Genomic DNA, 19,527 nt, shown 5'->3' with positions numbered 1-19,527 from the left:
ATTAGTTTGTACGGATAGCTTCTACCGGGTCTAGCCTCGAGGCCGAATACGCGGGAATAATGCCAGCTATCACCCCTATTATAATTGAATAGCTTAAACCCCGTGTAACGTTAGCGGCATCAAGTATTACCTGTACATCTAAAGCGGCCTTTACGGCAAACGTGGCCAGATATACAAAAAACAACCCGATGATCCCGCCCACAAAACAAAGCAAAACCGATTCAATTAAAAACTGCAATAATATGAAATAGTTTTTAGCCCCTAATGATTTTTGTATCCCTATGATATTGGTGCGTTCCTTTACCGATACGAACATGATATTAGCGATACCAAAACCACCAACTAAAATGGAGAACCCGCCAATGATAGCACCGGCGATGTTGACCACTTTAAAAAGATCGTCGAGCTGCTGGGTGATCATGGTTGTACGGTTTAACGAAAAATTATCATCGGCACCGGGCCTCAGCCTCCTGATAGAACGCATAAGCCCTTTAATTTCACTTTCAACATCATCGGTCGGGATTCCTTTTTTCCGCGCACAATAATTGAAGGACCATATTTTGAACTCTGTATATCAATTAAGTTGCGGGCAAAGTTAAGGGGCAACAGCACCTCCTTATCTGTAGATATACCAAGCATATCCTTACCCTGTTTTGAAAACACGCCTACAATGGTCACATACCGCCCCATAACCTTGATCTGCTTACCTACGGCGTCGCCATCGGGGAAAAGGGCCTGGGCTATATCATAACCGATATCGGTTATAGGCGCCCCGGTTTTTGATTCCATTTCGGTAAAGTAACGACCGCTCTCAAGGTCAAAATTCCAGGTTTTGTCATGATCCTGCGATGCAGCGTCTACCTGGGCACCTTCAACCGTGTTGCTTTTATACTTTATGGTGCGGTTATCAATATTTATTTCGTATGATAATGCCTCGGCTGTTGTGATACGGCGCGAAAGTTCGTTAAAATCGCGAAGGTCAGATTCAGGCCTTTGCAGGTATTTCCACCATGGGAAATCGCTACCACCTACCCAGGGCCACTTTTGCACATATATACTGTTATTACCCAACTTATTAACACTATTTTGCAGATTATTACGCAGGGTATCAACTGCCGATTGTACAGCTATGATAGTAAATATACCAATAGTTACCCCAAGCAATGACAGCAACGTACGTGTTTTATTCTGCCGCAGGGCATCGCCGGCAAACAAAAAACTTTCCCTTAAAAGTTTTAAAAAAAGCATATAACTTATTTTGATCTTACTTGTTAATCAATCCTAATTGCACGGTTAAAGCGTGGAGGTAATACATAATATAACGGGCGCTTTTATTACTGATATGTTAAGCCGCCTGCTAATATTTTTTTAGACAACAGTACATGATTTAAGTTACAGCATTTTGCAATTAATATAATGGTAGTGTAATTAAACTGCTTCTTAAAAAAATCTGTTAAATTAACAAAAAAATTCGTACATTTGCGCCCTTGAAAATTCATAAAAACAAGCATGAAATTATCTCAATTTAAATTCAACTTACCTGAATCCCTTATCGCCCATACACCCTCTGCCACCCGCGATGAATCACGTTTAATGGTTTTACACAAAGACTCGGGCAAAATTGAGCATAAAATATTTAAAGACGTGCTGGATTATTTTGATGATAAGGATGTAATGATCCTTAATAATACTAAAGTTTTCCCTGCCCGTTTATATGGCAACAAAGAAAAAACCGGTGCTACCATCGAAGTATTTTTGCTACGCGAATTGAATAAAGAACTGCGTTTATGGGATGTACTGGTTGACCCAGCCCGTAAAATACGTGTAGGCAATAAATTATATTTTGGCGATGACGATTTGCTGATTGCAGAAGTTGTTGACAACACCACTTCACGCGGCCGTACTATCCGCTTTTTGTTTGACGGTACAGACGAAGAATTCCGTCGTAACGTTGAAATTTTAGGCGAAACACCACTGCCTAAATACATTAAACGCAAAGCTACTGCAGAAGATAAAGAGCGTTACCAAACCATTTTCGCTAAACATGAAGGCGCCGTTGCTGCTCCTACTGCCGGTTTACACTTCAGCCGTGAGCTTATGAAACGCCTTGAATTAAAAGGTGTTGATTTTGCGGAAGTTACTTTGCACGTTGGTTTAGGTACCTTCCGCCCGGTTGAGGTTGAGGATTTAACCAAACACAAAATGGATTCGGAGCAATTTATCATTGAGCAAAAACAAGCTGATATTGTAAACCGCGGCATTGAACGCAAAGCACGCATCTGTGCAGTTGGCACAACTTCAATGCGTGCCATTGAATCGGCTGTATCGGCAAACAAAACCCTGAAAGCTGCTAACGACTGGACCAGCAAATTCATTTTCCCGCCGTATGATTTCAGCATCGCTAACTCAATGATCACCAACTTCCATACACCTGAGTCAACACTATTGATGATGATTTCGGCATTCGGCGGTTACGAGCACGTAATGAATGCATACGAAATTGCCGTAAAAGAAAAATATCGTTTTTACAGCTACGGTGATGCGATGCTGATCATCTAATCTTTTTGGATTTGAGATATAAGATTTGAGATATGAGACCATGGTTTCATATCTCATTTTTTTGTAGTTTATTAGATCTGAGACATTCTATTTGTTTTCAGATCTAATTTTTTTGCGGCCAATTTTGTTAGATATTAGTTAACTTAAATTATGACAACGTCCAATCTCACATCTCATATCTCACATCTCACATCTCAAAACAAAAACTACGTTATCATAGTAGCAGGAGGTTCGGGCAGTCGAATGCAATCGGCGGTCCCTAAACAATTTTTACTACTTCACGGCAAACCCATATTAATGCATACCATTGAAGCCTTTGAGCAATCAGAGGCGAAACCAGCCATTATACTGGTTTTACCAGCAGCTTATCATACTTACTGGCAGCAATTGATTCAGGAATATTCATTTACCATTCCCCATCAGTTGATTACGGGCGGAGAAACCCGTTTTCATTCGGTTAAGAACGGGCTTAACCTGATTACCGATCGGGAAGCCCTTGTTGCTGTACAGGATGCCGTACGGCCGCTTACTTCACCCTACATTATTGATGAAGCTTACCAATGCGCCGCTAAGCATGGCACAGCGGTAGTGGCCGTTAAAAGCCGCGATTCGATACGTCAGGTAAAAGAAAGCCGCTCGGTAAGCCTGGTCAGAGATGAGATTTACCTGGTGCAAACCCCGCAAACTTTCAGGGCTTCACTATTAAGAAAAGCTTATGAACAACCATTTGATACCAGGTTTACAGATGACGCAAGCGTTGTTGAGCAATATGGCGCCGAAATAAAACTTACCGAAGGCGATCACAGCAACATCAAGATCACCTTCCCCGAAGATATCGCTATTGCCGAACTGCTTTTAAGCAAAAAGCCACAGCTATAAAGTCTGCGGCTTTTTCGATTTGCAATACAAGGTTAAATTTGTTATGCCCGTCTGATTACACCTAAAAGTACAGCTATGATAGCTATTACCAATAGTATGTGAATCAAACCACCCCCAAATGGGTGTATAAATGCTCCAAACAGCCATCCTATAACCAGAATAACAGCGATAATGTACAATAAACCTCTCATTTTGTTATGTTTTTAGTAGTTAAGTAAATGTGTAATTACCTATACCAAAACCATTCCAAAATTAGCGGTTAATAAAAAAACCCTCATTGCTAAGGGTTTCATTATCGTGTTTAGTACTCGTCTTCATTAAAGAAGAAGTCGTCTTTAGTCGGATAATCCGGCCAGATCTCTTCTATGTTTTCGTACGGTTCGCCATCGTCTTCAAGTGCCTGAAGGTTTTCGATAACCTCAACAGGAGCGCCTGAACGGATAGCATAATCAATTAATTCATCTTTAGTTGCGGGCCATGGTGCATCTTCCAGGTGCGATGCCAGTTCAAGTGTCCAATACATCGTTTTTATTTATATTTATAATTATCAGTAAAATTTACTTTTTCGCAAAAGTATAACATTTTCAAATTGAATATCAATATTTTTTTCAATTTTTCAAACCCGTGGTATCCACTGATTTTCAGCTATTTTATTAGCATTAGCAATTTTGCGAGCCAAAGTGAACAGGTAATCACTCAACCTGTTCAGATAAATATTCACTTTTTCATCAACTGTACTTTCTTCGGCAAGCTGAACGGTTATCCTCTCGGCACGGCGGCAAACACATCTTGCAATATGGCAAAATGAAATCACATTACTGCCACCAGGTAAAATAAAATGTTTAAGCGCCGGCAGGCTTTCATTCATGGTATCCATTTCTGCTTCCAGCATTTCCACATCACTCATGTTAAGGTCCGGAATAATCATCCTTGACCGCTCAGGGTCGGCTGCCAGTGAAGAGCCAATTGTAAACAACCTGTCCTGTATCTGCTTCAATACCTCCTTATCATGTGCATCAATATCCTGATCACCAATAAGCCCGATGTACGAGTTAAGCTCATCAACCGTACCATAGCTTTCAATGCGGATATGATGCTTGGGCACGCGTGTACCGCCAATTAATGAGGTAAACCCTTTATCGCCCGTTTTAGTATATATTTTCATACTTAATTTAACAAATAAGCTGCCAACAATCAGGTTACAAAAAAGCTAACTCTGATTATCAGGCAATTAAAACCAAGCCCGATAAATCTTTTTTTCATGATTGGTGTTATTTCAAATCTATCATCTTAAATTTTGTATTTCATAACACTTTAGCATATTTTTTGCCAATAAAGTGTAATTTTTAATATGTTAGCTTAAACTTGCATCCGTGATATCATCAAACATACTTAGCGTGAAACTCATGAAACCGATCATATTATCATCAAAGCTGCTCTCCTTATCTCTTATCATCCTGCTTTCAACCGGGTTTAGCTGCGGCGACAACAGCAATACCAAAACCCCCACTCAAAAAAAGCTGCCCCAGCCAGGGTAAGTATGGCCAGTTTGCTAAGCGAAAAACAATTTAATGATCTTTTTCCGCAACGCGATAAATTTTATACGTATGCTGCCTTTATCAAAGCAGCCGATGAGCTTGGCATGATCAGCGTAAAAGTAACCCGCAGGGCAACATCCGTTTACCAGTTGATACGTACCGATAAAAAAACAGGAAAGAAGGCCGTTGTACGCCAGGATGTTGATTGGAACGAAGAATGGGCCAAAGCCAAGCCAGATAGCACCTACACTATTGACTATGGCAATTTCTGCACCGAATACAGTGCTGATGTAAATAAAAAGGAACTCGCCGCCTTTTTTGCGCACATTGCGCACGAAACCCGTCATGGCATAAATGCTACATATACCGATGGCCTCATGCTGATCCATGAAAGCAATACCAGTTTGCCTTACATTGCCGAAAATGATGAATACCCTCCCGTTGCCGGTAAAAAATACTATGGTCGCGGGCCGATGCAATTGAGCTATAACGGCAATTACGGCTATGCTTCAGATTGCATATTAGGCGATGATAAAATATTGCTCCAAAATCCCGAGATGGTAGAAACCGACCCGGTGATGGCTTTTAAAACCGCCATCTATTTCTGGATGACGCCTCAAACCCACAAACCATCGGCGCATGCTGTAATGACAGGCAAATGGCAACCCAATGCAGAAGATAAAGCCGCAGGCCGCACGCCAGGTTTTGGTATGACCATTAATATTGTGAACGGCGAAGTAGAATGCAACAAGGGCGAAAATATGTATAATATGAACGACAGGATTGGCTTTTACCAGTTTTTCCTGAAGAAATTAGGTATTACCGATGCCAATTGCGCTTGTTCATGCGGTAAAATGAAGCCTTATCATTATTAACGGCAGTATTTTTGAATTTCAAAGCAAAAAAGTTATTATTGTATTAGCATTTACAACACTAAACTTTAACATTTGGAATCCGCCATTGAAAACGCCGGTTTGTATCCCCCGGCAACCGACCAGTTCGGTGATATCCTGGCCAGCCTGAAAAACAGATTCAGGATTGAACAAACCGGGCATATTGATTTTCATTTAGAGCAGTTTAGCATTTTCAAAGACTATCTCGACATTAGTGTAAAGGAATCATACGCTATAAAAAATAAAAATAACGATAGCTATATGCTATTCACCGAATGCCAGTCAAAACATAACGGGCATCATCACGGCAAGGCTGTAACCTCCGCACCATATCAAACCTGGGCACTGGCTTATTTAAAGCATGATTTTGGCCGGGTGCTCATCAGGCGCGAAACATTGGTTGACAAGATCATTGAACTGATCCACCCGGTTGAGCTTGATTTTGCCGAAGACAAGGCCTTTAGTGACACTTTTTATATGCTGGTAAGCGACCGCCAAAAAGCAATTACCGGGGCCGATCGTAATTTCCGCAACGTGGTAATGGATATCAGGCTGGATGATTTTGTAATAGAAATTGTTGAGCATACCCTCATTATCGGTAATACCCACGCCATATCTGCAGAAAAAGCTATGCACCTGGCAGAGTTTGTTTCGAGGTTGTGTACCACCTGCGATTGAGCAAGTAAGGCTATTAGCCCTGCTTTACCTATATTAAACCATACCATATGAGCCTATTCGCACTAATTTTGGCTTTCGCTGTTAACACCCATGCTCATTTCAAACCCGATACGGTTGATTATTGGCATGTTAAATACAACGATAAAACAATAGCTGAATATACCGATTTTGATAAAAAGCCAATTGTGATCAAAAAGCAACGTATAAAAGATGCAGATATATTAACTGTTGAATATGGTAATGACACACCTTGCCATGAGGGCGATAAAGGATTGTATATTTTAAGTAACGATAAAAAACGGATCGCAATAACTTCAGTCAAAACAAACCAACCACTAAAAGTCTACTTAAATTACATCATAGCTACAAAAGCGTATTATCATCTAAAAAATCTTGATATCTATTACTTCGATTGCAGACGGGATAATTTGATATTTCGATTAAAAATTGAATAACCGTAAAAGGTAAAGACGCATCACGTGCGTCTAACTGTGTTAAAATTTTGATTTGCATATTCGGAGACGCATGTTATGCACCTCTACAGCAATCATTTTAATACCGCCGGTAAAATATAATCCTTCATCATTTTATCAACCTGCGGATGCGCGTAGGGCGTGTTGTAGGCCTCGACGGTTATAATAACCACCAGCGGCTCATCGGTAAAAACAAAGATCTTGTTGCCGCCATTGCCTGAGCAATAGTAAGTTTCGTAAGCTTTGTTGTTTACCGTATAGGTTTTGTTCCAGAACAGGTAACCGTAAAAGCCCTCACCTACCACATCTTTTGGTAACGTAAGGTGTTTGGTAAATGATTCCTTAACCCAGTTTTGCGAAATTACCTGTTTGCCATTCCAAACACCGCCATTTTTATACAATTGCCCGAATTTGGCATAATCAAGCGAGCGCATTTGCAGGCCGCCCGCGGTATTGGGTACACTCTGCGGTGTGTATTGCCAGCGATAATTACTGATGCCCAATGGCTTGAACAGCTTTTCGGCCGAATATTTATCAAGCCCGCCGGGCACTGATTTATTCAGGATATCGCCCAATGCCACCACGCCGGCTGTAAAATAATTCCATTGTTTACCTGCCCTTTTATTGCTGTCTGTTTTAAGGCTGAGGGTAAATTTCACCCAATCATCGGTGGGGTACATATTTTCTTCGTTCCCCGGCGAATCACTTTGGTTGTCATCCGCGTCAAAAACAGAGCTCATGGTAAGCAGGCTTTTTAGTGTTACATTTTCTTTTTGAGGCGAGTAGTTACTGAACTTTTTAAGGTCATAAAACTCCTTTAAGGTTTGATCAACGCTTTTGATATAGCCATCATGAACTGCTATCCCCATCACGGCCGAAGCAAATGTTTTACCAACCGAACGGGGATTGTGCAATGAATCGCGCGCGCTGCCGTTAAAATACTCCTCAATTAGCAACTTGCCGTTCTTGATCACTACCACGCTGGTGATCTGTTTAAACCTGTTGCCGGCAATAAGGGCATTCATCTCCATGACCTTCTTTTTATCAAAATCATCTTTTGATACCTGCCAGCCGCTGCCGGGCTTTATGGGTTGCAATTCGGCATCTTTTAGATCAATTGCCGGTACGATAAACCTAATCTCTCCCTGTGCTATTAGCTCACCTACTTTCAAATCAGGGACAGTAATATAAGGCCGAACTTCAATTTTAAGCTGGTGAGCACCTGTAGTAAGCCCATCTTCCCCGCCATGGGCCATAAACCGTCCCCACAAAAAGCGTCCCCATGAATCTTCTCCCCGGCTACTGACGAGCGGAACAAAAATAGTGGTCTTTGTATTTTTTGCGATGGGCAAATTGGCCCCTTTATGCAGGTTTTCCTGGTAAACCTGCCTGCCATCTACATAAAAAACAAATTGAAAATTTCCCCCGTTCAATTGTTCAATACTTAACGACGGCGCTAAGCTATGCTGGTAATTGGTTAATGAATTGGCCAGCAAAAGCCGCATGTACAAATTATTGGCAGGTTTAGCCTCATAGCTTGTTAACAGATCGGTTTGTTCCAGTTTTTCAAGCGGGATAGTATCCGCCTCAAAAACAACCTTACCCATATTGGCTTTTTGAAGGGCGGAAGTTATCGGTTCAGGTTCGATGATATTGCCCACCTGCGCGAATGTTTTACAGGCGGTTGTAAGTATAATGGAGATTATGAGTAAATAACGTTTCATTTTAATTGTTTAGATGTTACAAATCTGCCTCTATCAACATTTTTAAAATAGAACAGAATTAACATGGCTTTAATAAAAACTTACGATATGCCGACGGATTACTGCCGCCAAACTGTTTGAAGCAACGTAAAAAATGGCTTTGATCCGCAAATCCGCAGGTAAAGGCGATATCTGTTAAGGATAACCCGCCATCTGCCAATAAAGCGAACGATTTTTCAACCCTGAGCTTGCGGATATATTCGCCCATAGTACAATTGAAATACCTGGAAAAATCACGGGATAAATGAACCGGGTGGAGCTGTAATAGCCCGGAAAGTTCGGCAAGCGTATGCTTCCGGGCAGGATCATCGGCCAGCAATATTTTCAGCTTGCCAACCCATGCAGGAACTTGTCGTGACATGCCGGAGTTATTTACCTGCATTTTATTGAGCGCTTGCAGCAATAGCATTTCTACAGTCATTGCGGTCAGCTCGTCACAAATCTTTGATTCTTTAAAGATCCGGTATAAAATAAATTTCACATCCGGGTCCTGAATGGCAAAGCTGCCTTCCAGTTTATCCTGTTTCAAGTCCAGGTTATCGAACCAGCGCTTTTGCAATTCAATATGAAAGCCGCGGGTAAAGCCTTTGGGCTTGATGTTATAGTGCGGATCATGCCAGTTATGAAACAGCAGAGTGCCTGCCGGGCAATGATAAACTTCCTTTTTATTGCCTTCAATAACATTACCGGCCAATATAAAAGTGAAGTAGGCATTTTCATGGTAATGCCAGTCCACCTTATCAAGGGTATATTCGGTATCAGTTATGGTGATACCCTGTAAATGCGTTGTATGATTGGTTTGTCCGTAGAAGCTGCCTGTTTGTAGTTGTTTCACGGCGAAGATTATTGAGTTAATAAACGCTATAACTCCCCCTTTAGGAGCCGGGGGCTACACCTCCTCTACCCTGCGGTCAACCGTTTGCACGTTGGTATTAACGTAATCGTTCTCTATCAAACCATCGCGCATACGTACTATGCGGTGGGCATGCAGGGCAATGTCCTCCTCATGCGTTACCAGGATAATGGTGTTACCTTTAGCGTGGATATCTTCGATAAGGCCCATGATCTCGATGGATGTTTTGGTATCAAGGTTACCTGTTGGCTCATCGGCCAGTATAATGGATGGATTATTGATCAGCGCCCTTGCCACGGCAACACGCTGCCTTTGTCCGCCCGAAAGTTCATTGGGTTTATGATCCATACGGTGACCAAGACCAACATTTTTCAATGCATTGCCGGCACGTTCCTTACGTTTTTCTTTATTAACGCCGGCGTAGATTAGTGGAAGCGCCACATTATCCAAAGCAGTATTACGGGGCAGCAGGTTAAATGTCTGGAACACGAAACCAATTTCCGAGTTACGTACTTCGGCAAGTTGACTATCGGTCATGTGGCTTACATCTATTCCGTTAAGGATGTACTGCCCTTTGGTTGGGGTATCCAAACAGCCCAAAATATTCATGAGGGTTGATTTACCGGAGCCGGAAGGGCCCATCAAAGCTACAAATTCGCCTTTGTTAATAGTAAGCGAAACTGATTTAAGTGCGTGGATCACCTCGGCACCTATTACATATTTACGCCCGATATCTTTTATGGTTATTAACGGCTTGGCAGTATTTATTGGCTCCATGAATTATTTTTTGTTTGGACTGCACTGAGGTGCCGAATGTTACAGTGGTTTTTATTTTTAGTGGTCGGTAGTCCGTAAGTCCGATGTCCGCAAGTTTTTAGTCTAACTTACTACCGTCTTAACTTTCGGACTTCTCCGACTTACCGACTTTCGGACTTTCCCGACTTTCGGACAAAAAACTATTTCTCAATCACCTTGGCCACCAAAAAGTAGTCTTCGTCATGCTTAGGGGCATTTTCCAAAGCTTCTTCGTGGGTAATTTGTTGTTTAACTACGTCCTCTCGCAGCACGTTGGCACCAGTGGTCATATAAACCAGTGGTTCAACACCCGTGGTATCCACCTCGTTCAATTTGGCCATAAAATCAAGGATCTTGCTCATATCCTTCATCGTATCCTGTACTTCGCTTTCAGTAAGTTCAAGGCGGGCCAGGTGGGCTACTTTTTCAACGGTTTCTTTATCAATGGTCATGCCTGTTGTTTTTTGTTTTATAATAGCGTGATCCTCATCGCGCAGTGCGCCGGCATTATCCATGCTTAACTGGGCCGCTTCAATGGGTTTATGCACAAATATATTACAAATTCCCGGTCTGCTGTCATATTATTGACTAAGCCAGGGTAGAAACAGCGCCTTCAAACATTAAATCATTGTTCATAATCTCAAATACCTCATCCCGTAAAGCATCGGCATCGTCAATACTCAGGTGTGCCGTTTCAATAGGCTTATGAACCTTAAATTTAGAGATTCCTGGCCTGCTGCCGTGCTTAATGCCGGTGTCCCAAAGTATTTGCCAGGTATTAGCCGATGATACCGGGATGACAGGTATTTTCAGCTCGATAGCCAGCCTGAAAGGGCCATTTTTAAACGGGCAAAGCTGCGGAGGATAATAATCCGAAATTCCGCCTTCGGGGAAAATGATAAGAGAAACGCCCTCCTGTAATTTCTCGGATGCTTTTTTAAACGCCCTAAACGATGACATTTTACTATCACGGTTAACAGAAATATCCACCGTACGAAAAAACAGACCGGTTACCAGGCCATTTTCCAGCTCATGTTTGCCCATAAAACAGCAATTGCTTTTAACCAGGATACACATAGCCGAAATATCAAGGTTTGAGGTGTGATTAGGACAAATGATATAAGGCCTGCTCCAGTCAATCGGTTGTTCATATTCAAAACGGTAAAATATGCCTGCAAAAGCAGAACTCACTAATCCCCAAAGCCTTCTGAATGAATTGAGCGTATGATAGCGTTCGGGTTTACGCGAAAAATAATAGAAAAAAGGCCATAATATAACGTAGCCCAGGGCCACGCTCACAATGTAAAGATATACGTGTACTTTTCTCAATATCATTTTCATCATTACCAAAAATAGAAAAATTCCTTACTTTCGCCACACTATGGAGACTGTTGTTAGTGGCATCCGTTCAACCGGAAACTTACACTTAGGAAATTATTACGGAGCGTTGCAAAACTTTATAAAAATGCAGGATGAATACAACTGCTTTTTCTTTATTGCCGACCTCCACTCGTTAACTACACACCCTACGCCTGCCAACTTACATGGCAACGTAAAACAGGTGCTGATAGAATATTTAGCCGCGGGCATCGACCCGGAAAAGGCTACCATATACGTACAATCGGATGTTCCGGAGGTTACCGAATTATATCTGTACCTGAACATGAACGCCTATTTGGGCGAACTGGAACGAGCAACATCATTTAAAGACAAGGTGCGCGCCAATCCCGAAAATGTGAACGCCGGCCTGCTTACCTATCCGGTTTTAATGGCGGCGGATATTATTATCCACAAAGCTACTAAAGTGCCTGTAGGTAAAGATCAGGAGCAGCACCTTGAAATGGCCCGCACTTTTGGTAACCGTTTCAACAGGCTTTATAACCATGATTATTTCCCCGAGCCTTTTGCCTTTAGCTTTGGCGAAAGTTTGGTAAAAATTCCGGGATTAGATGGCAAGGGAAAAATGGGCAAATCAGAAGGCGAAGGCAATGCTATATTTTTGGGCGATACACCCGAAGCCATCCGCAAAAAAGTAATGCGCGCGGTAACCGATAGCGGCCCTACTGTTGAAAACCAGCAAAAACCACAGGAGATCCAAAACCTGTTCGATTTAATGAAGGTTGTTTCAACCCCCGATACACTTGCCCACTTTGACGAGCTTTATAACAAAATGGCTATCCGTTACGGCGATTTAAAGAAGCAGCTTGCCGAAGATATGGTACTGGCAACAGCCCCTATCCGCGACAGGATCAACGCCATTGCCAACGACGCCGATTACCTGCGTAAAGTAGCCGAAATGGGTGCCGAAAAGGCCCGTGAAAGCGCGTCAAGAACGATAAGGGAAGTTAGAGAGATCATCGGCTTCAGGAAATTTTGATCAGGATTTTCAGAATTCAAGAATTGTCAGAATTTAGGCTAAAACTTTTTTAATTCTGACAATTCTGTAAATTAGGAAAATTCTGATTCAGACATCAACTAAAATATATGCACTTAGCTATTGTAGGAAATATAGGCGCCGGAAAGACCACCCTTACCGAGATGCTGACCAAAAATTACGGATGGGACCCTTTGTATGAAGCTGTAGATAACAACCCCTATTTAGAGGATTTTTACAGCGACATGAAACGCTGGAGCTTTAACCTTCAGATCTACTTCCTGAATAGCCGTTACCGCCAGATCATCGATATCCAAAAAAGCGGGCGTAATATTATACAGGACCGCACCATTTACGAGGATGCCTATATTTTTGCCGAAAACCTGCATGATATGGGCCTGATGACTACCCGCGATTACGAAAACTACGAATCAATTTTTCAAAATATCACCGAGTTTATTAAACCGCCCGATCTGCTGGTTTACCTTAAAGCATCTGTACCTACCCTGGTAAGCAATATTCAGCGCCGCGGCCGTGAGTATGAAATAGGTATCCGTTTAGATTATCTTTCCAAACTGAACGAAAAGTATGATAAATGGATCAACAACTATAAATTAGGCAAACTGTTGATCCTTGATAAGGATAATCTGGATTTTGCTAACAATACCGAGGACATGGCTACCATTGTGAACCTGATTGAAAGGGAGATTAACGGGTTGTTTTAATAGTTTAATAGGGTATGAAGAAGTTTTTGATCTTCGCTTTATTATCTATTCTTTTATTCTCCTGCGAACATAGTTCAGAAAAACAAGTAAATATCAGCACATGGCATCTGCTCAGTTTGAATGGTTTCAAACTATGGTTGCCTCCTAACTGGCATTTTCAACAGGAACAAGGCATAGACTCTTTTGTAGGTAGAATTATTGCTCCAACCGATACTCTTTCTTTCGAAATCAGTTCGATGGGGTACGCTAATAACCCATTACTATCAGAACAGGAGTATATAAAAACTAACGATTGGCAACGCGGATGTGATTTTTGCGATAGAGAACGTACATATAGTGACGCCCCCAATATAAAAGTCAAAATCTCAATACATAAACCTACAGCTAAGCAAAAAAGCAAATTTCCTAAGGCTGACTACATCGCAAATATGCTTACTAAGGACAGCACAGTGTATATTCCGATAGAAATCCCTGCAGAGATAAAAGATCACAACTTTAATGAAGAGTCGAAACAAGATTTTATTATAAAAACAATCTGGCCAAAAAATCCTTCAAAAGGAATTACTGGTATTTATTATCAAAGTAAATCATCAACTTTAAACTTCCAACTGTCAGGCCGTAATTTATCAAAGCAGGATCAGGAATTAGCTTTGCAAATGTTTAAAACCATTGTAATAAAAATCAAATGAAAATCTTAGGCATTATCCCAGCCCGTTACGCGTCATCCCGTTTTCCCGGTAAACCATTGGTTGATATCGGCGGTAAAACTATGATCCAACGTGTATATGAGCAGGCAAAAAAATGCCGGAGCCTGAGTGAGGTTATCGTGGCTACCGATGACGACCGGATCTTTAACCACGTAAACGGTTTTGGCGGCGTTGCGGTGATGACAGGTGCCAACCACCAAAGCGGTACCGACCGTTGTGCCGAAGTTGCCCGCCTGCACCCCGGGTATGATGTGATCATCAATATCCAGGGCGATGAGCCTTTTATTGATCCTGAGCAGATCACCAAATTAACAGCCTGCTTTAACGATCCTGATACCCAACTGGCCACTCTTGTAAAAAGGATCCTGACCGAGCAGGAACTGCATAATACCAATTCGCCCAAGGTGGTGATCAATAAACTATCTGAAGCCATTTATTTTTCACGCGCTACCCTGCCCCATGTCCGTGGCCAGGAGCCCGAAAACTGGCTCGAATTTCATGTTTTTTATAAACACATAGGCATTTACGGCTATCGTGCCGATGTATTGCAACTGATCACCAAACTTCCCGTATCCCCGCTTGAAAAAGCCGAAAGCCTGGAGCAGCTTCGCTGGATAGATAATGGCTACCGCATTAAAGTGGCCGAAACCGAGCTGGAAACCCACGCAGTTGATGTGCCTGAAGACCTGGAGAAACTGAAGTTTGATATATAGTTTCTGATTCAACCCTCCCAATAGATTAACACTTCCTGTACTGATAACCTTGTTATTCTTAATCCGTATAAGATTAAGCGTACTGTATTAAAGGCCAATTTAAACTATTAAAACACAATTCCAGTATTTATAATTAATGAATTTTCTATAAACAACAAACTGTTTAATACTTTCATATTTTAAGCAATTTTTGCTTCTTAATTTATTAACTTCATCTGTGGCATCACCACATTATTAACCTAAAATCATCATGAAGATAAGGCAGCATCATTTGGTAAACAAGGGCTGGGTAAATTACTTTTCCAGTCCTGAATTTAGTGCTGAAAAATGCCAGTTGGTTCTTGCTTTCGGTGCACCGAAGTTAATTACCGATCCCGAAATTTATGATTATCTTAAAAAGAGCTATCCTAATGCTAATGTTGTTTTTGCCTCCACAGCTGGGGAAATTATGGGCAGTGATGTGTATGACGACAGCATTGTTGTAACCGCGGTTGAGTTGGAAAAATCATTATAGTCTGTACTGCTACCCATGTAAACAAACAGGCCAACAGTGCCGAAACAGCAGCTTTTTGGAGGCACAGCTCGAGAAAAAAGGCTGAAATTACGTATTCATTATATCAGATGGTAACCGGGCAGCGTCACCGGCCAAACCACCCGTTACGGGAACCTTACCAGGATTATCGCCGTTAAAGCCGTCAACCAGTTCACTTCCGTTTATAAAAGTATCCGCTTCAAAAACGCGCATAATACACTCTGTAAAAACCAATTACAAACAAAAGACATTTACAGTTCCATTTTTTAAAAACAGATACGGCGAAGCGTGAAAATTTTCTTACTTTTGTATCCCGTACAGAAACAATTGGCCGTGGTATAAAAGCCCGGTCATTTTCAAAAAAATCATGACTAAATATATTTTTGTTACGGGCGGTGTTACCTCATCGTTAGGAAAAGGTATAATCTCTGCTTCTTTAGCCAAACTCCTTCAATCGCGCGGTTACCGCGTAACCATCCAAAAGTTTGATCCTTACATCAATATTGATCCGGGAACACTTAACCCTTATGAGCACGGCGAATGCTATGTAACCGAAGACGGTGCAGAAACCGATCTTGACCTTGGCCACTACGAGCGTTTTCTGAACACTCCTACGTCAAAGGCCAACAACATCACTACCGGCCGCATTTATCAAAATGTAATTAATAAAGAACGTGAAGGGGCTTTTTAGGAAAAACTGTACAGGTAGTGCCCCACATTACCGATGAAATAAAAAGAAACTTCCGCATATTGGGCGAAAGCGGCGATTACGATATCGTGATCACCGAGCTTGGCGGTACTGTAGGCGATATTGAATCATTACCATATATTGAGGCTGTAAGGCAATTCCGCTGGGAAATTGGATCGGCTAACTCTCTGGTTATCCATCTTACACTGGTACCATTCCTTGCAGCAGCAGGCGAATTAAAAACCAAACCTACGCAGCACTCGGTAAAAATGTTATTAGAGTATGGTATCCAGCCCGATATCCTGGTTTGCCGTACCGAACACCACCTTACCAACGATATCCGCAAAAAGATAGCGCTGTTTTGTAACGTGAATATCAATGCTGTTATTGAGTCGATTGACGCACCAAGTATTTACGATGTACCCCTGTTAATGCTGAAAGAACAGCTTGACAAAACCGTATTGACCAAATTAAAACTTCCGCACAAAAATGAGCCAAACCTTGAAAACTGGAAGGAGTTTCTTGGTCGCCTCAAAAACCCAACTGCTGACGTGCGCATTGCGCTGGTTGGTAAATATGTGGAGTTGCCGGATGCTTATAAATCTATTACCGAAGCCTTTATCCATGCGGGCGCTAAACAGGAATGTAAAGTGCGGGTTGAATATATCCCTTCGGAACAGCTTACGCCCGAAAACGCTGTTGAAAAATTAAAAGGTATGCATGGCGTACTGGTTGCCCCAGGATTTGGCGAGCGTGGTTTTGAAGGCAAGATCCAGGCTATCCGCCATGTGCGCGAAAATAATATCCCTTTCTTTGGTATTTGTTTAGGTATGCAATGTGCGGTAGTTGAGTTTGGCCGTAACGTATTAGGTTTTGAGGGTGCCAACAGTACCGAAATGAATCCCGAAACCCCTTACCCGGTTATCGGCATGATGGAAGATCAGAAAAACATCACCAACAAAGGCGGTACCATGCGTTTAGGCGCTTATCCCTGCGATATTAAAAAAGGCACTAAAGCAGCGGCTATTTACGGAAAAAACCACATTTCGGAAAGGCACCGTCACCGTTATGAGTTTAATAACGAGTATCTTAAGCAATATGAGGCCGCCGGCCTTACCCCATCCGGCATAAATCCTGACAATGGCCTGGTGGAGATTGTTGAGTTAAAAAACCACCCGTTTTTTGTTGGTTCGCAATTTCACCCCGAATTAAAATCAACAGTTGCTAATCCACACCCACTTTTTATTAACTTTGTCGCCGCTTCGCTGGCTTATGCCCGCAAAAAATAAGTAATTGTACGATAATTAGATAATGGATAAAAATACGTTTACAGGATTATTCCTGATCATGGCGATCATTGCCGGCTCGATATACTTTTTAAAGCCATCAGAAGCCGACCTTAAAAAAGAGCGCGAGGTACAGCACCAGGATTCGCTGAAAAAAGCTGGTGCCGCTGTAGCTGCCGCTGCTGCTAAAACCACAGCTAAGTTTGATACCGCCAAAACAGCCAAAGTTGACTCGGCCTTGTTAAAAATGCCTTTCGGCGCCGCATCTGTTGGTAAAGAAGAGTTTGTTACCATTGGTAATAAAGAGTTGCTTATTAAATTAAGCACCCACGGAGGCAAAGTAGCTTCCGTTGAGTTAAAAAACTACAAAACTTTTGATAAGAAGCCCCTGGTGCTTTTCAGTGGTGACAATAACCAATTTGGATTGAAGTTTGCCGCCGGTGTTGCCAATATCAATACCAACAATTACTATTTTACCCCAAGTGCAAAAGAACTTAACATAGCCGAAAAAGATTCAGGTTCGGTTACTATGCGTTTGAGCTATAGCCCCACCCAATATATTGATTATGTATACAGTTTAAAAGGTGATGGTTTTAAACTTGGGCTAACCATTAAGCCTACCGGTCTTGACGGCGTTATTGCCAACAGCAGCACCATTAACCTTAACTGGGCCACCAGCCTGCGCAAACAGGAAAAAGACATCAAAATGGAGCGTCAGTATTCAACGGTGTACTATTATAATACCGATGGGGATGCTGATTACCTAAGCGAAGGCAAAAACGATCAAAAAAGCATCAGCGATAAAAAAATGGCCTGGGTTGCTTTTAAACAGCACTTCTTTTCAAATGTGCTGATAGCTAAAGGCGGCATTACCAAAACAGATGTTGCTGTTGCTACTGATTTTAACGATACCACCGATGTAAAACAAATGAAAGCCGACCTGTCGCTTACCCGCGGCACAGATGGTTCTTTACCCTTGGAGTTTTACTTTGGACCCAACCGTTTTAATACGCTTAAAGACCAGGGGCATGACCTTGATAAACTGGTTAACCTTGGCTGGGGACCATTAAAATACATCAACCGTTTCGCGGTATTGCCGGTATTTAACTTCCTTAACAAGTTTAACTGGAACTATGGTCTGATCATCCTGGTATTGACTGTATTGCTTAAGCTGGTATTATCACCTCTTACTTACAAGTCATACCTTTCAATGGCCAAAATGCGTGTGCTGAAGCCCGAAATGGATGAAATTAAAGCTAAAGTTGGTGAGGATAACCCTACGTTGTTACAACAGGAGTACCTAAAGCTGTACAAAAAGGCAGGTGTTAACCCATTGGGCGGCTGTTTACCATTGCTGATCCAGATGCCTATAGTTATTGCGTTCTTCCGCTTTTTCCCAAGTTTATTTGAGCTAAGGGGCGAAAGTTTCCTGTGGATGCATGATCTTTCAACTTATGATTCGGTTATTAAATTCGCTCCGATAGCTTTCCTTGGCGGCGTTAACCACATTAGTTTAATGTGTTTACTGATGACCATTTCAACGTTGATCTATACTTATTTCAACAACCAGATCTCCGGTGCTACAGGGCAAATGAAATACATTGGTTACATCACTCCTTTGGTATTCCTGTTCACGCTTAACAGCTACCCTGCCGGTTTGAACTATTATTACTTTTTGGCCAACATGTTCACCTTTTTACAGCAATACCTGATCAAATTCATGGTTGATGATAAAAAGATCCATGCCCAGATCCAGGAAAACAAAAAGAAACCTGAAGATAACTCTAAGAAGAAAAAATCGGGCTTTGGTGCCAAAATGGAAGAAATGATGCGTCAGCAACAACAGATCCAGGCTAATAAGAATAAGAAGTCTTAAGTTTTTAGTCTTTAGTCTTTAGTCGGAAGTCCGCAGTCGGAAAGTCCGAAAGATATTTAAGCCCCTGGGAAAGTTTCTCAGGGGCTTTTCTTTTGCCTTTCTGTTTTTATAAGCTGGGCGATCCTTTTTAAACAAAAAACTTTCCGACTGCGGACTTTCCGACTTCCCGACTTTTTTAAACTCAACTAAAATAAT

At 41.8% G+C, this 19,527-nt stretch carries 23 protein-coding genes and 1 pseudogene; 13 read left to right on the top strand and 11 right to left on the bottom strand.

All coding sequences use genetic code 11. From position 1 onward, the window contains the following. Position 1: 1 nt before the first annotated feature. Together ACRQ5D_RS19785 and ACRQ5D_RS19780 are read right to left on the bottom strand one after the other, a co-directional pair. Positions 2 to 484: an ABC transporter permease gene (locus ACRQ5D_RS19785; protein ID WP_431200243.1), complete on the bottom strand. Its 483-nt coding sequence runs from the start codon at positions 482 to 484 to the stop codon at positions 2 to 4. Beyond that, on the bottom strand, positions 463 to 1,248 hold the full coding sequence (locus ACRQ5D_RS19780; RefSeq protein ID WP_431200242.1) for an ABC transporter permease: 786 nt from the start codon (positions 1,246 to 1,248) through the stop codon (positions 463 to 465). Before ACRQ5D_RS19780 ends, ACRQ5D_RS19785 begins: the two co-directional genes overlap by 22 nt. A 261-nt stretch (positions 1,249 to 1,509) precedes the next feature. On the opposite strand from ACRQ5D_RS19780, the gene queA reads away from it, so the two are divergent. Together queA and ACRQ5D_RS19770 are read left to right on the top strand one after the other, a co-directional pair. Beyond that, positions 1,510 to 2,559, top strand: coding sequence for a tRNA preQ1(34) S-adenosylmethionine ribosyltransferase-isomerase QueA (gene queA / locus ACRQ5D_RS19775; RefSeq protein WP_090524496.1), 1,050 nt, complete (start codon positions 1,510 to 1,512; stop codon positions 2,557 to 2,559). Positions 2,560 to 2,709: 150 nt separating this feature from the next. Then, positions 2,710 to 3,438 (top strand): 2-C-methyl-D-erythritol 4-phosphate cytidylyltransferase, encoded by a 729-nt coding sequence (locus ACRQ5D_RS19770; protein ID WP_091171545.1) that lies wholly within the window; start codon positions 2,710 to 2,712, stop codon positions 3,436 to 3,438. A 41-nt stretch (positions 3,439 to 3,479) separates the two neighbouring features. Here ACRQ5D_RS19770 and ACRQ5D_RS19765 read toward each other — a convergent pair whose 3' ends face one another. The 3 genes from ACRQ5D_RS19765 to ACRQ5D_RS19755 all read right to left on the bottom strand — a co-directional run bounded on the left by ACRQ5D_RS19765 (position 3,480) and on the right by ACRQ5D_RS19755 (position 4,603). Further along, entirely contained in the window at positions 3,480 to 3,629 is a 150-nt protein-coding gene (locus ACRQ5D_RS19765; RefSeq protein ID WP_110585189.1) for a lmo0937 family membrane protein, read from the bottom strand. 110 nt (positions 3,630 to 3,739) lie between these two features. Beyond that, entirely contained in the window at positions 3,740 to 3,961 is a 222-nt protein-coding gene (locus ACRQ5D_RS19760) for a DUF2795 domain-containing protein (RefSeq protein ID WP_002996718.1), read from the bottom strand. A 93-nt stretch (positions 3,962 to 4,054) separates the two neighbouring features. Then, the gene (locus ACRQ5D_RS19755) at positions 4,055 to 4,603 is read right to left on the bottom strand and encodes a cob(I)yrinic acid a,c-diamide adenosyltransferase (RefSeq protein WP_091171542.1); all 549 of its coding nucleotides are present in this window, start codon (positions 4,601 to 4,603) and stop codon (positions 4,055 to 4,057) included. Positions 4,604 to 4,844: 241 nt separating this feature from the next. On the opposite strand from ACRQ5D_RS19755, the gene ACRQ5D_RS19750 reads away from it, so the two are divergent. The 4 genes from ACRQ5D_RS19750 (at position 4,845) to ACRQ5D_RS19735 (ending at position 7,002) form a co-directional block, all read left to right on the top strand. After that, positions 4,845 to 4,976, top strand: a complete 132-nt coding sequence (locus ACRQ5D_RS19750) for a hypothetical protein (RefSeq protein ID WP_431200241.1) — start codon at positions 4,845 to 4,847, stop codon at positions 4,974 to 4,976. A 2-nt stretch (positions 4,977 to 4,978) separates the two neighbouring features. Further along, entirely contained in the window at positions 4,979 to 5,851 is an 873-nt protein-coding gene (locus tag ACRQ5D_RS19745) for a chitinase (protein ID WP_431200240.1), read from the top strand. 72 nt (positions 5,852 to 5,923) lie between these two features. Continuing rightward, a complete protein-coding gene (locus tag ACRQ5D_RS19740) occupies positions 5,924 to 6,547 on the top strand; it encodes a hypothetical protein (protein WP_091171536.1) in 624 nt (207 codons plus the stop codon). 47 nt (positions 6,548 to 6,594) lie between these two features. Continuing rightward, on the top strand, positions 6,595 to 7,002 hold the full coding sequence (locus tag ACRQ5D_RS19735; protein WP_432326338.1) for a hypothetical protein: 408 nt from the start codon (positions 6,595 to 6,597) through the stop codon (positions 7,000 to 7,002). A 92-nt stretch (positions 7,003 to 7,094) separates the two neighbouring features. Here the strand turns inward: ACRQ5D_RS19735 and ACRQ5D_RS19730 are convergent, their stop codons facing one another. The 5 genes from ACRQ5D_RS19730 to ACRQ5D_RS19710 all read right to left on the bottom strand — a co-directional run bounded on the left by ACRQ5D_RS19730 (position 7,095) and on the right by ACRQ5D_RS19710 (position 11,775). Further along, on the bottom strand, positions 7,095 to 8,744 hold the full coding sequence (locus ACRQ5D_RS19730) for a serine hydrolase domain-containing protein (protein WP_432326336.1): 1,650 nt from the start codon (positions 8,742 to 8,744) through the stop codon (positions 7,095 to 7,097). Positions 8,745 to 8,802: 58 nt separating this feature from the next. Then, positions 8,803 to 9,618 carry a helix-turn-helix domain-containing protein gene (locus ACRQ5D_RS19725; protein WP_432326334.1) on the bottom strand — a complete coding sequence of 272 codons (816 nt, stop codon included), beginning with the start codon at positions 9,616 to 9,618 and terminating at the stop codon, positions 8,803 to 8,805. A 54-nt stretch (positions 9,619 to 9,672) separates the two neighbouring features. Then, the gene (locus ACRQ5D_RS19720; protein ID WP_091171524.1) at positions 9,673 to 10,413 is read right to left on the bottom strand and encodes an ABC transporter ATP-binding protein; all 741 of its coding nucleotides are present in this window, start codon (positions 10,411 to 10,413) and stop codon (positions 9,673 to 9,675) included. A gap of 179 nt (positions 10,414 to 10,592) precedes the next feature. Next, entirely contained in the window at positions 10,593 to 10,979 is a 387-nt protein-coding gene (gene gatC, locus ACRQ5D_RS19715; RefSeq protein WP_311086267.1) for an Asp-tRNA(Asn)/Glu-tRNA(Gln) amidotransferase subunit GatC, read from the bottom strand. A gap of 40 nt (positions 10,980 to 11,019) precedes the next feature. Then, a complete protein-coding gene (locus tag ACRQ5D_RS19710; protein ID WP_432326331.1) occupies positions 11,020 to 11,775 on the bottom strand; it encodes a lysophospholipid acyltransferase family protein in 756 nt (251 codons plus the stop codon). Between the two features lie 37 nt (positions 11,776 to 11,812). Between ACRQ5D_RS19710 and trpS the strand changes: the two genes are divergently transcribed. From trpS to ACRQ5D_RS19685, 5 genes are all read left to right on the top strand, one after another. Continuing rightward, positions 11,813 to 12,808 carry a tryptophan--tRNA ligase gene (trpS, locus tag ACRQ5D_RS19705; protein WP_129567516.1) on the top strand — a complete coding sequence of 332 codons (996 nt, stop codon included), beginning with the start codon at positions 11,813 to 11,815 and terminating at the stop codon, positions 12,806 to 12,808. Between the two features lie 107 nt (positions 12,809 to 12,915). Continuing rightward, positions 12,916 to 13,530, top strand: coding sequence for a deoxynucleoside kinase (locus ACRQ5D_RS19700; protein ID WP_091171513.1), 615 nt, complete (start codon positions 12,916 to 12,918; stop codon positions 13,528 to 13,530). A gap of 14 nt (positions 13,531 to 13,544) precedes the next feature. After that, a complete protein-coding gene (locus ACRQ5D_RS19695; protein ID WP_091171510.1) occupies positions 13,545 to 14,219 on the top strand; it encodes a hypothetical protein in 675 nt (224 codons plus the stop codon). Next, complete coding sequence (gene kdsB, locus ACRQ5D_RS19690; protein WP_432326329.1) at positions 14,216 to 14,950, top strand: 3-deoxy-manno-octulosonate cytidylyltransferase; 735 nt, start codon at positions 14,216 to 14,218, stop codon at positions 14,948 to 14,950. The genes ACRQ5D_RS19695 and kdsB overlap by 4 nt, the downstream gene beginning before the upstream one ends. 250 nt (positions 14,951 to 15,200) lie before the next feature. Beyond that, complete coding sequence (locus ACRQ5D_RS19685; protein ID WP_432326327.1) at positions 15,201 to 15,464, top strand: FIST N-terminal domain-containing protein; 264 nt, start codon at positions 15,201 to 15,203, stop codon at positions 15,462 to 15,464. Between the two features lie 87 nt (positions 15,465 to 15,551). On the opposite strand, the gene ACRQ5D_RS19680 is transcribed toward ACRQ5D_RS19685, so the two are convergent. Further along, positions 15,552 to 15,695 carry a hypothetical protein gene (locus ACRQ5D_RS19680; protein WP_176844519.1) on the bottom strand — a complete coding sequence of 48 codons (144 nt, stop codon included), beginning with the start codon at positions 15,693 to 15,695 and terminating at the stop codon, positions 15,552 to 15,554. A gap of 154 nt (positions 15,696 to 15,849) precedes the next feature. Here ACRQ5D_RS19680 and ACRQ5D_RS19675 point away from each other — a divergent pair. Both ACRQ5D_RS19675 and yidC read left to right on the top strand, forming a co-directional pair. Then, a pseudogene (locus tag ACRQ5D_RS19675) lies at positions 15,850 to 17,459 on the top strand (CTP synthase). 22 nt (positions 17,460 to 17,481) lie between these two features. Next, positions 17,482 to 19,332, top strand: coding sequence for a membrane protein insertase YidC (gene yidC, locus ACRQ5D_RS19670; RefSeq protein WP_091171497.1), 1,851 nt, complete (start codon positions 17,482 to 17,484; stop codon positions 19,330 to 19,332). Positions 19,333 to 19,527: the final 195 nt, after the last annotated feature.

The sequence above is a fragment of the Mucilaginibacter sp. P25 genome, assembly GCF_050859465.1.
Lineage (GTDB): Bacteria > Bacteroidota > Bacteroidia > Sphingobacteriales > Sphingobacteriaceae > Mucilaginibacter > Mucilaginibacter gossypii.
The sequence above is the reverse complement of the archived record's forward strand: the minus strand, read 5'-3'. Positions and strand labels throughout refer to the sequence as shown.

Excerpts from the sequence above, each read along its gene's own strand:
- ACRQ5D_RS19770 (WP_091171545.1), top strand. The coding sequence starts at position 2,710 with ATGACAACGTCCAATCTCACATCTCATATCTCACATCTCACATCTCAA.
- ACRQ5D_RS19765 (WP_110585189.1), bottom strand. The coding sequence starts at position 3,629 with ATGAGAGGTTTATTGTACATTATCGCTGTTATTCTGGTTATAGGATGG.
- trpS (WP_129567516.1), top strand. The coding sequence starts at position 11,813 with ATGGAGACTGTTGTTAGTGGCATCCGTTCAACCGGAAACTTACACTTA.
- ACRQ5D_RS19750 (WP_431200241.1), top strand. The coding sequence starts at position 4,845 with ATGAAACCGATCATATTATCATCAAAGCTGCTCTCCTTATCTCTTATC.
- kdsB (WP_432326329.1), top strand. The coding sequence starts at position 14,216 with ATGAAAATCTTAGGCATTATCCCAGCCCGTTACGCGTCATCCCGTTTT.
- yidC (WP_091171497.1), top strand. The coding sequence starts at position 17,482 with ATGGATAAAAATACGTTTACAGGATTATTCCTGATCATGGCGATCATT.
- ACRQ5D_RS19695 (WP_091171510.1), top strand. The coding sequence starts at position 13,545 with ATGAAGAAGTTTTTGATCTTCGCTTTATTATCTATTCTTTTATTCTCC.
- ACRQ5D_RS19730 (WP_432326336.1), bottom strand. The coding sequence starts at position 8,744 with ATGAAACGTTATTTACTCATAATCTCCATTATACTTACAACCGCCTGT.
- ACRQ5D_RS19785 (WP_431200243.1), bottom strand. The coding sequence starts at position 484 with ATGCGTTCTATCAGGAGGCTGAGGCCCGGTGCCGATGATAATTTTTCG.
- ACRQ5D_RS19745 (WP_431200240.1), top strand. The coding sequence starts at position 4,979 with ATGGCCAGTTTGCTAAGCGAAAAACAATTTAATGATCTTTTTCCGCAA.
- ACRQ5D_RS19710 (WP_432326331.1), bottom strand. The coding sequence starts at position 11,775 with ATGATGAAAATGATATTGAGAAAAGTACACGTATATCTTTACATTGTG.
- ACRQ5D_RS19700 (WP_091171513.1), top strand. The coding sequence starts at position 12,916 with ATGCACTTAGCTATTGTAGGAAATATAGGCGCCGGAAAGACCACCCTT.
- ACRQ5D_RS19755 (WP_091171542.1), bottom strand. The coding sequence starts at position 4,603 with ATGAAAATATATACTAAAACGGGCGATAAAGGGTTTACCTCATTAATT.
- ACRQ5D_RS19735 (WP_432326338.1), top strand. The coding sequence starts at position 6,595 with ATGAGCCTATTCGCACTAATTTTGGCTTTCGCTGTTAACACCCATGCT.
- ACRQ5D_RS19720 (WP_091171524.1), bottom strand. The coding sequence starts at position 10,413 with ATGGAGCCAATAAATACTGCCAAGCCGTTAATAACCATAAAAGATATC.
- ACRQ5D_RS19685 (WP_432326327.1), top strand. The coding sequence starts at position 15,201 with ATGAAGATAAGGCAGCATCATTTGGTAAACAAGGGCTGGGTAAATTAC.
- ACRQ5D_RS19760 (WP_002996718.1), bottom strand. The coding sequence starts at position 3,961 with ATGTATTGGACACTTGAACTGGCATCGCACCTGGAAGATGCACCATGG.
- queA (WP_090524496.1), top strand. The coding sequence starts at position 1,510 with ATGAAATTATCTCAATTTAAATTCAACTTACCTGAATCCCTTATCGCC.
- ACRQ5D_RS19780 (WP_431200242.1), bottom strand. The coding sequence starts at position 1,248 with ATGCTTTTTTTAAAACTTTTAAGGGAAAGTTTTTTGTTTGCCGGCGAT.
- ACRQ5D_RS19680 (WP_176844519.1), bottom strand. The coding sequence starts at position 15,695 with ATGCGCGTTTTTGAAGCGGATACTTTTATAAACGGAAGTGAACTGGTT.